Annotated in this window: 4 protein-coding genes and 3 pseudogenes; 2 read left to right on the forward strand and 5 right to left on the reverse strand. The window is 58.3% G+C overall.

Annotation, left to right across the window (positions count from 1 at the left end; genetic code table 11):
* Positions 1-3: 3 nt before the first annotated feature.
* Together mutS and fdxA are read left to right on the forward strand one after the other, a co-directional pair.
* Positions 4-2,571: a DNA mismatch repair protein MutS gene (gene mutS / locus B4967_RS03740; protein WP_083023675.1), complete on the forward strand. Its 2,568-nt coding sequence runs from the start codon at positions 4-6 to the stop codon at positions 2,569-2,571.
* 193 nt (positions 2,572-2,764) lie between these two features.
* Entirely contained in the window at positions 2,765-3,088 is a 324-nt protein-coding gene (fdxA, locus tag B4967_RS03745; RefSeq protein ID WP_083023676.1) for a ferredoxin FdxA, read from the forward strand.
* A gap of 490 nt (positions 3,089-3,578) precedes the next feature.
* Here fdxA and eno read toward each other — a convergent pair whose 3' ends face one another.
* The 5 genes and pseudogenes from eno to gltB all read right to left on the reverse strand — a co-directional run bounded on the left by eno (position 3,579) and on the right by gltB (position 13,694).
* Positions 3,579-4,868 (reverse strand): phosphopyruvate hydratase, encoded by a 1,290-nt coding sequence (eno, locus tag B4967_RS03750; RefSeq protein ID WP_083023678.1) that lies wholly within the window; start codon positions 4,866-4,868, stop codon positions 3,579-3,581.
* Between the two features lie 68 nt (positions 4,869-4,936).
* Positions 4,937-5,815: pseudogene (gene kdsA / locus B4967_RS03755) on the reverse strand (3-deoxy-8-phosphooctulonate synthase).
* Positions 5,812-7,466, reverse strand: a pseudogene (locus B4967_RS03760) (CTP synthase). Before B4967_RS03760 ends, kdsA begins: the two co-directional pseudogenes overlap by 4 nt.
* A 333-nt stretch (positions 7,467-7,799) precedes the next feature.
* Positions 7,800-9,218 carry an FAD-dependent oxidoreductase gene (locus tag B4967_RS03765; protein WP_083023680.1) on the reverse strand — a complete coding sequence of 473 codons (1,419 nt, stop codon included), beginning with the start codon at positions 9,216-9,218 and terminating at the stop codon, positions 7,800-7,802.
* Between the two features lie 32 nt (positions 9,219-9,250).
* A pseudogene (gene gltB / locus B4967_RS03770) lies at positions 9,251-13,694 on the reverse strand (glutamate synthase large subunit).
* Between the last annotated feature and the right edge of the window lie 397 nt (positions 13,695-14,091).

Consider the following 14,091-nt stretch of genomic DNA (forward strand, 5'->3'; position numbering starts at 1 on the left):
CCCATGTCACAGGCCAGCCCCGCCCATACGCCAATGATGGCGCAATACCTTAACATCAAGCGCGAGCACCCCGAGGTACTGCTGTTTTACCGAATGGGGGATTTTTACGAGCTGTTTTTCGATGACGCTAAACGCGCCGCTGCGCTGCTGGATATCACCCTTACCCAGCGCGGCCAGTCGGGGGGTAAACCCATCCCCATGGCCGGGGTGCCCTACCATAGCGCGGAAGGTTATTTAGCCCGCTTAGTAGCAGGCGGTGAGTCGGTGGCGATTTGCGAGCAAATCGGCGACCCAGCCACTAGCAAAGGCCCGGTGGAGCGTCAGGTGGTGCGCATCGTCACCCCCGGCACACTGCACGATGAAGCCCTGCTAGATGCTCGGCGAGATAACGTTCTGGTGGCCGTTGCCCCCGGAAAAGCGGGCTGGGGATTGGCATGGCTGGAGCTCTCCAGTGGTCGTTTCAACGTACTGGAAGTCGAGAGCGAAGCGGAAATGCTCGCCGAGTTGACCCGCCTCTCCCCTGCGGAGCTGCTGGTGCCGGAGAGCCTGACCCTGCCCGATGCGTGGTCGCAAAAGCGCAGCCTACGCCGCCAGGGGGAGTGGCTATTCGATCTGGAGAGCGCCACCCGCAGCCTGTGCGACCAATTTGAAGTCAGCGACCTACGTGGCTTTGGCTGTGCGCACCTCTCCACGGCGCTGATCGCGGCCGGTGTCTTGATCGACTACGCCCGCGATACCCAGCGCTCGCGCCTGCCCCACGTGACCGCGATCAGCGTAGAGAATCGCGACGATGCCGTGGTGATCGACGCCGCCAGCCGCCGTAACCTGGAGATCGACATCAACCTGGGCGGCACCGGCGATAACACCCTGGCCAGCGTGCTTGATACCTGCACCACGGCCATGGGTTCGCGACTTTTAAAGCGCTGGCTGAACCGCCCACTGCGCCAGCGGGAGATCGTCGAAGGCCGCCAAGCCGGCGTGGCCCTACTCTCTATTGATGCCAACTATATGAGCCTGCGGGATACGCTGAGCGACGTGGGAGACGTGGAACGCATACTCGCCCGCGTCGCTCTTTACAGCGCACGCCCACGCGATCTCGCACGACTGAGAGATGCGCTCGCCACGCTGCCCACGCTGGAAGCGCTGCTGACCGATATCGACAGCGGCAGCGCCCTGGATAGCCTCAAGCCGCACATTCGCCCCTACCCCGAGCTGGCCGATACGCTAGCGCGAGCGCTGGTCGACAACCCGCCTGTAGTGATTCGGGATGGCGGCGTAATTGCCGACGGCTTCGATGCCGAGCTAGATGAGCATCGCGGCATGGCCGAAAACGCAGGCGACTATCTCGGTCAGTTAGAACTGAGAGAGCGCGAACGCACGGGACTAGCCAACCTAAAAGTCGGCTATAACCGCGTACACGGCTACTTTATTGAGCTGCCCCGCGCCCAGGCGCAGCATGCGCCAGCCGACTATATTCGTCGTCAAACGCTGAAAAATGCGGAACGCTTTATTATCCCAGAGCTAAAAGAGTTCGAGGACAAGGCACTTTCCGCCAAGTCGCGGGCGCTGACGCGGGAAAAGTGGCTCTATGACCAGTTGCTAGCCGAGCTCAACGTCCAGCTGCACGAACTACAGAACACCTCGCGCTCGCTGGCTGAGCTGGACGTTCTATGCGCCTTCGCCGAGCGTGCCGACGCTCTCAACTGGGTGCGCCCTCAATTGGTGGAGGCTACGGGCATCACCATTACCGCCGGACGCCACCCGGTCGTGGAGCAGGTCAGCGACAAACCGTTCGTGCCCAACGACGTGCTGCTAACCCCGCAACAGCACATGCTGATCATCACCGGCCCCAACATGGGCGGTAAATCGACCTACATGCGCCAAACCGCCCTGATCGCCCTGCTGGCCCATAGCGGCAGCTTCGTACCCGCCGATGCCGCCGAGATCGGCCCGGTTGACCGTATCTTTACCCGGATCGGATCGTCAGATGATCTAGCGGGCGGGCGCTCTACCTTCATGGTAGAAATGACCGAAACCGCCAATATCCTGCACAATGCTACTGAGCACAGTTTGGTGCTTATGGATGAGATTGGCCGTGGCACCAGCACCTTCGATGGGCTTTCCTTGGCCTGGGCAATCGCTGAGCACTTAGCCAAATCCCAAGCGCTAACGCTCTTTGCTACTCACTACTTTGAAATGACCGCGCTGCCTGAGCAAACAGAGGGGGTTGCCAATATTCACCTGACCGCCACCGAACACGGCGACGGCATTGTGTTTATGCATCGGATCGAAGCAGGTCCGGCAAGCCAAAGCTACGGTTTGCAGGTGGCACAGCTGGCGGGGGTACCTAGCCACGTGATTCGCCGCGCCCGTGAAAAGCTGATGATGTTAGAGCAGCGGGATGTGGACGAGCAGCAGCACCCAACGCCTAATATGAGTGCACCGCAGCAGAACGATCTCTTCGCCAGTGCGCCCCACCCGGTAGTAGAGGCGCTTAGTAAGGCAGATATCGACGATTTATCGCCCCGTGAAGCGCTGGCGTTGCTGTATCAGTGGCGCGAGCTGCTATGAAGGGAACTATAGAGAAAGGGTATAAAAAGCGGCCGTAATCGCATCAACGGATAACGGCGAGCGCTTGCCGCCGGGTAAGGGCACCACTAGAATGTCGCCCATACTTTTTATCTTATAAAAAACCGCTGATTTATAACCATTCACGATTGACCACGACCGGGAGACTTCTCGGTCTCGCAAGAGGGATAGCAAGATGACGTTTGTCGTTACCGAGAACTGCATCCAATGCAAATACACTGACTGTGTGGAAGTTTGCCCAGTCGACTGTTTCTACGAAGGCCCCAATTTCCTGGTTATTCACCCGGACGAGTGCATCGACTGCGCGCTGTGTGAGCCAGAGTGTCCTGCTGACGCAATATTCTCGGAGGATGAGCTGCCAGATGGCCAAGAGCAGTTTATCGAGATCAACGCGGAGTTGGCCGAAGTGTGGCCCAATATCGCTGAGAAGAAAGACCCGCTGCCCGACGCCGAAGAGTGGGACGGAAAAACCGGTAAGCTGGAAAAACTAGAGCGTTAAGTGCTCCTGGCAAGACAAGCCGCGTAAAAACCAGCGTTCGCGCTGGTTTTTTATTGGCTGGAAAAGCCGCCGTGCAGAAAACGCGCATAAAAAAAAAGGCGACCCGTAGGTCGCCCGCTCCAAGCACGTTCTCTGACCACTCCCTGTGTCAACCTCCTCAGGCTACTTCCTTGCCAGGACTCACATCTCTGTATCACCCGGCGCACCTGCTTGCATCCCGTTGCATCCTGCCTGAAGCATCCTTGCCTCCCCTTGTCCTGAATGCATTGTGGCAGAACAGCCCAAGTTCTCAAGCAAGCTCAAAACGCAAAAGGCGAGCCTGAATGGCTCGCCTAATTTCAAAAAAATCATAAAATTCAACCACTTAAATTAAGATTAGTGAAGAATTTCGTTTTTTCTTACAGCAATCCGAGCGAATGTCGTCGGCATCTGTAAGAGATCTCTTACAAAAAATTGAGAGATCTCTTACGCATAGGTGCTGCTTTTGTGCTTACTGGCCTTTAATCGCTTTCAAACCTGGGTAGGTTACATCGCCAAGCTCGGCTTCAATGACCAGCAGACGGTTGTATTTCGCCACGCGGTCAGAGCGGCACAGCGAACCGGTCTTGATTTGACCAGCACAGGTGCCTACGGCCAAATCGGCAATAGTGGTATCTTCCGTTTCACCGCTACGGTGGGAAATGACCGCCGTGAAGCCAGCATCCTGAGCCATTTTGATCGCATCCAGGGAGTCCGACAGCGAGCCAATCTGGTTGAACTTGATCAGAATGGAGTTACCAATCTGCTCGTCGATGCCGCGCTTGAGGATTTTGGTGTTGGTCACGAACAAATCATCACCCACCAGCTGTACTTTATCGCCCAGCTTATCGGTCAGCGCTTTCCAGCCCGCCCAGTCGGACTCGTCCATACCATCTTCGATAGAGACGATCGGGTAGTCGGCACACAGGCCCGCTAGGTAGTCCGCAAAGCCTTCGGCGTCGTAGCTCTTGCCTTCGCCAGAGAGGTTGTACTGGCCATCCTTGTAGAACTCGGAAGAGGCGCAGTCCAGTGCCAGCGTGACGTCGCTGCCCAAGGTGTAGCCCGCATCGGCAACGGCCTGCTTGATGACCGCCAGGGCGTCCGCGTTGGAAGCCAGGTTCGGCGCAAAGCCGCCTTCATCACCGACCGACGTAGAGAGGCCTTTGGCAGAGAGCACTTTTTTCAGTGCGTGGAAAAGCTCGGCGCCCATACGCAAGCCTTCACGGAAGTTCGCAGCGCCGACTGGCTGCACCATGAACTCCTGGATATCCACATTGTTATCCGCGTGCTCGCCGCCGTTCAGAATGTTCATCATCGGCACCGGCATGCTGTACTGACCGGGCTGGCCGTATAGCTCGGCGATGTGAGCGTACAGCGGCACGCCCTTGGCGTTTGCCGCGGCCTTGGACGCCGCCAGAGAGACAGCCAGAATCGCATTGGCACCTAGGGTCGCTTTGTTATCCGTGCCATCCAGATCCAGCATGGCGTTGTCCAAGCCGCGCTGGTCCCGCGCATCCATTCCCAACAACGCTTCACGGATCTTGCCATTCACGGCCTCAACGGCTTTTAAAACGCCTTTGCCGAGGTAGCGTGCCTTGTCGCCATCGCGCAGCTCAAGCGCTTCACGGGAGCCCGTGGAGGCACCGCTGGGTGCACAGGCAACGCCTACGGCACCGCTTTCCAAACGCACGGTAGCCTGAACGGTCGGGTTGCCGCGCGAATCGAGCACTTCCAGAGCGCTGATTTCAACAATTTTGGTCATGACAGTATCCTTTGGTTGTCGGTCTAATAGATGAAAGATCCAATGTATACCACGGATTAACGCCGCGATTAACGGATGGTTAAGGGATCGAAGCCTTTTACCAGAGCGTCTAACTGCGACAGCTGCGTTAAGAATGGCTCTAATTGATCCAGCGGCAGCGCACAGGGGCCGTCGCACTTGGCGTTATCGGGGTCTGGATGAGCTTCAAAAACAGCCCCGCCAAACCAACCGCCACGCCCGCACGAGCAAGCTCTGCCACTTGGGCACGGCGGCCATCGGCGCTATCCGCCCGGCCACCGGGGCGCTGCAGAGCATGGGTGACATCGAAGAACACTGGGTAACCGGTCTGCTTCATATCGCCAAAGCCCAGCATATCTACGACGAGGTTGTTATAACCAAAACTGGTGCCACGCTCGCACAGCATCAGGCGGTCATTGCCCGCTTCCTGAAACTTTTTGAGGATATGGCGCATTTCATGGGGAGCTAAAAACTGCGGCTTTTTGATATTAATCGCCGCACCCGTTTTCGCCATTGCCACCACTAGATCGGTTTGGCGCGCCAAAAAGGCCGGCAGCTGAATAATATCGGCGACTTCAGCAGCAGGCGCTGCCTGCCACGGCTCGTGCACATCGGTAATGATGGGCACGTGATGGCGCGCCTTGATATCGGCCAGAATTTGCAGGCCTTTTTCCAGCCCCGGCCCCCTGTAGGAGTGGATCGAGCTGCGATTCGCTTTGTCGAAACTGGCGTTGACCACATAAGGCATAACCCAGCTTTTGCGTCACATTCACGTAGGCCTGTGCCACTTCATCGGCCAGCTCCGCCGACTCCAGCACGTTCATGCCGCCAAGCAGCATGAGGGGCAAAGAATTGCCGGCGGTTAAGCCGGCAACGTTGATGTGATGCTCTGGGAATTTGGGATTGAGAAGACATGCTTCCCCCTTTATTCCTGAGGTGCGGCGTGGGCCCGGGTGCGTGCCGTTTTGTGCTCTAGTGCGGCATTGACGAAGCCCGAGAAGAGCGGATGGCCATCGCGGGGCGTCGAGGTGAACTCCGGATGGAACTGACACGCCACGTACCAAGGGTGATCCGCCAGCTCGACCACTTCGACCAGCGACTGATCGACGCTCTTGCCCGAAATCACCAGGCCCGCAGCTTCCAGATCATCAATGAACTGGTTGTTGACTTCGAAGCGGTGGCGATGACGCTCGACGATTTCGTCGGCACCGTACGCTTCGCGGGCTTTACTGCCGGATGCCAGGTGGCACACTTGGCCGCCGAGACGCATGGTGCCGCCCAAGTCAGACGCCGCATCACGCAGTTCGATCTTGCCTTCGGCGTTGATCCACTCAGTGATCAAACCCACCACCGGGTGTTTGGTATCGTGAGTAAACTCGGTGGAGTTAGCATCCTTCCAGCCTGCCACGTTGCGCGCAAACTCAATCACCGCCACCTGCATGCCTAAACAGATACCCAGGTAGGGAATGTTGTTTTCACGGGCAAACTGGGCGGTCAGAATCTTGCCTTCCACACCGCGCTCGCCAAAACCGCCGGGCACCAGAATGGCGTCTTTGCCTGCCAGGCGCTCGGTACCGTGACGCTCGATGTCTTCGGAGTCGATATAGTCGACGTTGACCTTGATGCGGCCCTGAATACCCGCGTGGATCAGCGCTTCGTTTAGCGACTTGTAGGCATCCAGCAGCTCCATGTACTTACCGACCATGGCGATGCTGACCGACTTCAGCGGGTTCAGCTTGGCATCGAGTACCTTGACCCACTCCGACAGATCCGCAGGCTCAGCTTCTAAGCGCAGCTTGTCGCAGACGATATCGTCCAGGCCGTGCTCGTGAAGCATTAGCGGAATGCGGTAGATGGTGTCGGCGTCTTGCAGCGGCACTACCGCACGCTCTTCCACATTGGTGAACAAGGCAATCTTGCGACGCTCGCTCTCCTCAAGCTCCACTTCGCTGCGGCAAATCAAAATATCCGGCTGGATACCGATGGAGCGCAGCTCTTTTACGCTGTGCTGCGTCGGTTTGGTTTTGGTTTCGCCAGCGGTCTTGATGTACGGCACCAGGGTGAGGTGCATGTAAATGGCGCGGCTGGCGCCCAGCTCGCTGCGAATCTGACGAATGGCCTCCAGGAACGGCAGTGATTCGTATCGCCGACCGTACCGCCGATCTCCACCAGCGCCACATCGAAGCCTTCGCCTCCAGCGTAGACGCGCTGCTTGATCTCATCAGTGATGTGCGGAATGACCTGCACAGTGCCACCCAGGTAGTCACCCCGGCGCTCTTTGCGCAGCACATGTTCGTACACGCGGCCGGTGGTGAAGTTGTTGCCCTGGGTCATTTTGGTGCGAATAAAGCGCTCATAGTGACCTAAGTCCAAGTCCGTCTCGGCGCCATCCTCGGTGACGAACACCTCGCCGTGCTGGAAGGGACTCATGGTGCCCGGGTCCACGTTGATGTACGGGTCGAGCTTGAGCATGGTGACCTTAAGGCCGCGGGCCTCGAGAATCGCCGCCAGCGAGGCCGACGCGATGCCCTTGCCAAGAGAGGACACAACGCCGCCGGTCACGAAGATATATCGTGTCATGGAAAACCTGTCGAAACGTGATCAAAAGGCGTAACAGAAAGCCACACCAGGATGGGACGACAGAATAGCAGAGTCCGCCTTAAGGCTCAATTTGAACTGAAACAGCGCCAGCCTCGGTCACGAGCTAAAGCTGCCTCCCACCCTAGCTACTGGCTGCACATAAGCAGTGGGAGGCCGATTGATCGGGCTAAAGGATGCCGATGCACAGTTGCCCCAGAGGTAGGTCTGCGCGAGGGCGCTGTGAACCCATCCCTGGGCGCTACTTTTGTCATCCATGACAAAAGACCCTCGCTACGACCTACCCCTGGTGCTGTTCGGCATGACATACACACTTTACACGCCTAGGTAATCCAGAATGCCCTCGGCGGCCTGACGCCCTTCATAAATAGCGGTGACCACGAGATCGGAGCCGCGCACCATATCGCCACCGGCAAAGATTTTCTCGTTGCTGGTTTGGAAGGCGTGCTGGCCATGCTCAGGCGCTTTAACAAGATCCCATTCGTTGACGTCGATATTGGCGCTATCGAACCACGGTGCCGGGCTTGCCTGGAAACCAAAGGCCACCACGACTGCATCAGCCGCAACGATCTCTTCAGACCCCGGCACGACTTCGGGACGACGACGGCCGTTCTCATCCGGACCGCGCAGGCGCGTACGGACCACCTTCACGCCCTCGACCTTATCTTCGCCCACTACCGCTACCGGCTGGCGGTTGAACAGGAACTCGACGCCCTCTTCCCGTGCGTTAGCCACTTCACGGCGCGAGCCCGGCATGTTCTCTTCATCCCGGCGGTAGGCACAGGTCACGCTGGCGGCGCGCTGACGAATCGAGGTGCGGTTACAGTCCATCGCGGTATCGCCACCGCCCAGCACCACCACGCGCTTGCCTTCCATGGAGATAAAGTCGTTCGGGTCTTTCGCGAAACCCAAGCGGCGGTTTACGTTGGCAATCAGGAAGTCCAGCGCCTTGTATACGCCGGGCAGATCTTCACCGGGGAAGCCACCCTGCATGTACTTGTAAGTACCCATGCCCAGGAACACCGCGTCGTACTCCTGCAGCAGCGTCTCGAACTCGACATCAGTACCGATTTCGGTATTCAGACGGAACTCAACGCCCATCTCCTCGAATACCGCACGGCGGCGCTCCATGACGTTCTTTTCCAGCTTGAACTCAGGGATACCAAAGGTCAGCAGACCGCCAATTTCGGGGTACTTATCGAACACCACCGGCTTGACGCCGTTGCGCGCCAGAATATCGGCACAGCCCAAGCCCGCAGGACCTGCACCAACAATCGCGACTTTCTTATCGGTCCACACCACCTTGGACATATCAGGGCGCCAGCCCATGGCAAAGGCGGTATCGGTGATGTATTTCTCCACCGAGCCGATCGTCACCGCGCCAAAGCCGTCGTTCAGGGTGCAGTCACCCTCGCACAGACGATCTTGGGGGCACACGCGGCCACACACTTCCGGCAGCGAGTTGGTTTGGTGAGACAGCTCGGCGGCTTCAATAATGTTGCCTTCCACCACCAGCTGCAGCCAGTTGGGAATGTAGTTGTGTACCGGGCACTTCCACTCGCAGTAGGGGTTGCCGCAGTGCAAGCAGCGGTGCGCCTGGCTCGCCGCATCGGTGGGCTTGAACGGCTCGTAAATTTCCGCGAACTCTTTGGCCCGGGTGTGCGCCGGTTTTTTCTGTGGGTCTTTACGACCCACGTCGACAAAATGAAAATCGTTATTTAAACGGTTGGCCATGATCTCTCTCCTCGAAGCGTAGGCGCTGACGGTTATTGCGGCTGACGCCGCGACTGATACAGCAGACTACCCAGGCTGGCCGCTTTTGGCTTCACCAGCCAGAAGTGGCGCGCGTAGTCGCTGAAGTCTTCCAGAATCGCCGCACCGCGTGCGGAACCCGTCGCGGCCCCGTAGGCCTCGATCATCTCCCGCAGGGGGCGACGGTAGGCTTCCATCGCTTCGGTGTTGACCCGGTGAATCTCGACCAGCTCGTGGTTGTACTTATCCACGAAGCTACGATCTTCATCCAACACGTAGGCAAAACCACCGGTCATGCCCGCACCGAAGTTAACGCCGGTCTCACCCAGCACGCAGACCAAACCACCGGTCATGTACTCACAGCAGTGGTCGCCAGCACCTTCAATTACTGCCGTCGCACCCGAGTTACGTACTGCAAAACGCTCGCCTGCGGTACCAGCGGCAAACAGCGTGCCGCCTGTCGCCCCATAGAGGCAGGTGTTGCCGATAATGGCCGTTTTATGGCTCTCGAACTGGCTGACCTTGGGCGGCACGATCACGATGCTGCCGCCGTTCATGCCTTTACCGACGTAGTCGTTGGCATCGCCTTCCAGGTAGAGGTTCAGGCCACGAGCGTTCCATCCGCCAAAGCTTTGTCCCGCCACGCCGGTAAAGCGCGCGGTGACCGGAGCGGCCTCAAGGCCATCTTCACCGTAACGCTTGGCAATGGCACCGGAGGTGAGCGCACCTACACTGCGGTCGCAGTTGGTGATGGTAAAATCGAACGTGCCGCCAGACTGAGGCTCAATGGCCTCTTTCAGCGCCGCCAAGACTTCCTGGTTTTTGGCAGCCGGGTCGTGGGGCACGTTACGGCTCACTTCACAGAACTGCGGCGCATCTGCAGGCACGAAGTCGTTCGCCAGCAGCGGCATTAAGTCCAGCTTACGCTGCGACGCCGTATTGCCTTCCAGCACTTCCAACAGGTCCGTGCGGCCAATCAGGTCGGTGAGCTTACGCACGCCCAGCATGGCCATCAATTCGCGCACTTCTTCAGCAATAAAGCGGAAGTAGTTTTTCACCATATCCACGGTGCCGCGGAAGTGCTCGCCACGCAGGAAGTCATCCTGGGTCGCTACACCGGTGGCACAGTTGTTCAGGTGGCAAATACGCAGGTATTTACAGCCCAGCGCAACCATCGGCGCGGTGCCGAAACCGAAGCTCTCCGCGCCGAGGATCGCCGCTTTAACGACGTCGAGGCCGGTCTTCAGACCGCCATCGGTTTGCAGACGGATTTTGTCCCGCAGGCCGTTAATGCGCAGCGCCTGATGCACCTCGGGCAGCCCCAGCTCCCAAGGGGAACCGGCGTGCTTGATGGAGGTGAGCGGGCTGGCTGCGGTGCCGCCGTCGTAACCAGACACGGTGATCAAATCCGCATAGGCTTTGGCGACACCGGTCGCAATGGTGCCGATCCCTGGCTCGGAGACTAGTTTTACCGAGACCTGCGCGTCTGGGTTGACCTGTTTGAGGTCAAAGATCAGCTGCGCCAAGTCTTCGATGGAGTAAATATCGTGGTGCGGCGGCGGTGAAATCAGCGTGACGCCGGGCACCGAGTAGCGCAAGCGGGCAATCAGTTGATTGACCTTACCACCCGGTAGCTGGCCGCCCTCACCGGGCTTCGCACCCTGGGCCACCTTGATCTGCAGCACTTCGGCATTGACCAAGTAGGCCGGAGTCACGCCAAAGCGCCCAGAGGCGATTTGTTTGATTTTCGAGCTGCGAATGGTGCCGTAACGAGCGGGGTCTTCGCCGCCCTCACCGGAGTTGGAGCGACCACCCGCCTCGTTCATGGCCTGTGCCAGCGCTTCGTGCGCCTCAGGCGACAGTGCGCCTAGCGACATGCCGGCGCTATCAAAGCGCGGAATCAGCGCTTCAATGGGCTCGACCTCTTCCAGCGGCACCGGAGACTCAGAAGGCTTGAGCGTCAGCAGGTCACGAATGGTGGCCACCGGACGCTCGTTGACCAGTTGGGCAAACTTTTTCCACTTGGCGTAGCTGCCTTCTTGCACAGCGGCTTGCAGCGATTTCACTACGTCCGGGTTGTAGGCGTGGTACTCGTGGCCGTGCACGTACTTGAGCATACCGCCTTGAGAGATCCCTTTGCGGGGAATCCATGCATCCTTGGCCAGCAGCTCTTGCTGAAGCTGAAGCTCAGCAAAGCCGGTGCCCTGGATACGCGAAGCCATGCCCACAAAGCAGGTGTTCATGACTTCATCCGACAGGCCTACCGCTTCAAACAGCATCGAGCCACGGTAGGACGCCAGCGTTGAGATGCCCATTTTCGAGAGAATCTTGAACAACCCTTTCTGCAGGCCTTTGCGGTAGTTCTCGCGGGCATCCGCCGGGTTGCCGGTCAGCTCGCCAGTGCGATGCATATCCGCCATGACCTGGTAGGCCAGCCACGGGAAGACAGCCGTTGCACCAACGCCGAACAGCACGGCCATCTGGTGGGCATCGCGGGCGTAGCCGGTTTCCACCACGATATTAGCGTTAGGACGCAACGCTAAACGGCCAAGGTGAGAGTGCACCGCACCTACTGCAAGCGCCGCCTGAATGGGCAGTTGTCCTTTCGGCAGCTCGGCATCGGTGAGCACCAGAATGACCTTGCCAGCCTTCACCTGCGCTTCGGCTTCTTGGCACAGCGCGGTAATCGCCTGTTGCAAACTGGTCTGCTCTGGGTCGTAACCCAGCGGCAGAATATGGCTAGTAAACGCCGGATCTTCCTGGTTCACCAGCGCAGTAAATTTACGCGGCGACAGCACAGGGGTTGTCAGAATCAAGCGGTGGGCGTGCTCAGGCGTCGCCTGGAAGACGTTCAGCTCGGCACCACAGCAGGTTTCCAACGACATCACGATCGCTTCACGCAGCGGGTCGATCGGCGGGTTGGTGACCTGAGCAAATTTCTGACGGAAGTAATCGGTGAGCAGACGCGGACGGCTCGACAGTACCGCCATGGGCGTATCGTCCCCCATGGAGCCCACCGCTTCCTGGCCACTTTCCGCCAGCGGGCGCAGCACTTGGTCACGCTCTTCAAACGTCACCTGGAACATCTTCTGCTGCACGTTCAGCGCGTCGGTATCCATGGTTTGGAAACGCGCCAGCTCGGTCAGCGCCGACTCCAGATAGTTCGCTTCCTGCTTCAGCCAGCGCTTGTAGGGGTAAGCGGACTTGAGGCGATCATCGATATCCTGGGTGTGTAGCACCTCACCGGTTTGGGTGTCCACGGCCAACATTTGACCAGGGCCCACGCGGCCTTTTGCCACCACGTCTTCCGGGCTTGTAGCCGTAAGTGCCAATTTCAGACGCCAGGGTGATGTAGCCGTTCTTGGTAATCACCCAGCGCGCCGGGCGCAGGCCGTTACGGTCCAGCATACATACTGCTTGGCGACCGTCGGTCATCACCACGCCTGCGGGGCCGTCCCACGGCTCCATGTGCATGGAGTTGTACTCGTAGAACGCGCGCAGCTCGGCGTCCATGGTCTCGACGTTTTGCCAAGCGGGCGGCACCATCATGCGTACGGCACGGTGCAGTTCCATGCCGCCGGTCAGCAGCACTTCCAGCATGTTGTCCATACTGGAGGAGTCAGAACCGGTGGTGTTGACGATTTCGTCCAGTTTGGCGATGTCCGGCAGGCGTTCGTTAACGAAGTTCGCTTTACGCGAGTTCGCCCAGCCACGGTTGGCTTCAATGGTGTTGATTTCACCGTTATGCGCGAGCAGGCGGAACGGCTGCGCCAGCGGCCAGCGCGGCGCCGTGTTGGGCGAGAAGCGCTGGTGGAAAACGCAGATGGCGGTTTCCAGACGTGGGTCGTTGAGGTCTTTGTAGAACGCCGGTAAATCTTCCGGCATCACCAAGCCTTTATAGGAGACCACTTCGGTGGAGAGCGACGCCACGTAGAAGTCTTCGTCGCTGCGCAGCGCCTGTTCGGCGTAGCGGCGGCCCATGAAGAGATCAACGTCGAAGTTTTCGCTGCTGCCGGGGGCGACGAACAGCTGTTCAATGCGCGGTAGGCAATCTAGCGCCATAGGGCCACAGACACTCGAGTCGGTAGGCACAACACGCCAGCCCAGTACGTCCAAACCACGCGCGCTTAGCTCGGCGGCCAGGGTCTCTTTTGCCTTGGAGGCACGCGCGTCGTCGTTCGGCAGGAAAACCGAGCCCACCGCAAAGCGCTCGCCTAGCTCCACATCGAGCGCTTCTTTTGCAGCAGCACGCATGAACTGCGCGGGCATCTTCAGCAGCAGGCCACAACCGTCGCCGGTTTTGCCATCTGCCGCGATACCACCGCGGTGGGTCATGCAAGTCAGTGATTCAATAGCCGTTTTCAGCAAGTCGTGGCTGGCCTGCCCTTCCATATGGGCAATAAGGCCAAAGCCGCAGTTATCGCGAAACTCGCCTGGCTGGTGAAGACCTCTATTCATGGGCGTGCCTCTAGTCAGCGTATTTTGTAAGCAGCGTTTTTATGGTATTATTGCGGGTTTTTCTTTTTTTATGGATCTTGTTACCCGCCCAAAATAGGGTATTTTCCGTATCCGCTGCTGCAAGAAAATGGTCGCTCAGCATAGCGATTTGCCACCGCGTAGCGCAATCGCCCGGCGCGCGCCAATCATCAAAAACCCTCGCCAAATCCCGTATTTGCATTACCGTTCAACAAAAAAATAGTTACACTTCAATGGCTTGCAAATAAAAGAAACGATATTTTAACGGCATAATCGAACCGTTAGACTTTAGTCTAATTACAAGCCAAAACCCCATGCCGATAGCGCATAAGGCATACGGATTCCATTATCCACCCGCTAATCTCAAGCAAGTACGTAT

Source organism: Vreelandella lionensis, assembly GCF_002087295.1.
GTDB lineage: Bacteria > Pseudomonadota > Gammaproteobacteria > Pseudomonadales > Halomonadaceae > Vreelandella > Vreelandella lionensis.

Excerpts from the sequence above, each read along its gene's own strand:
- B4967_RS03765 (WP_083023680.1), bottom strand. The coding sequence starts at position 9,218 with ATGGCCAACCGTTTAAATAACGATTTTCATTTTGTCGACGTGGGTCGT.
- eno (WP_083023678.1), bottom strand. The coding sequence starts at position 4,868 with ATGACCAAAATTGTTGAAATCAGCGCTCTGGAAGTGCTCGATTCGCGC.
- mutS (WP_083023675.1), top strand. The coding sequence starts at position 4 with ATGTCACAGGCCAGCCCCGCCCATACGCCAATGATGGCGCAATACCTT.
- fdxA (WP_083023676.1), top strand. The coding sequence starts at position 2,765 with ATGACGTTTGTCGTTACCGAGAACTGCATCCAATGCAAATACACTGAC.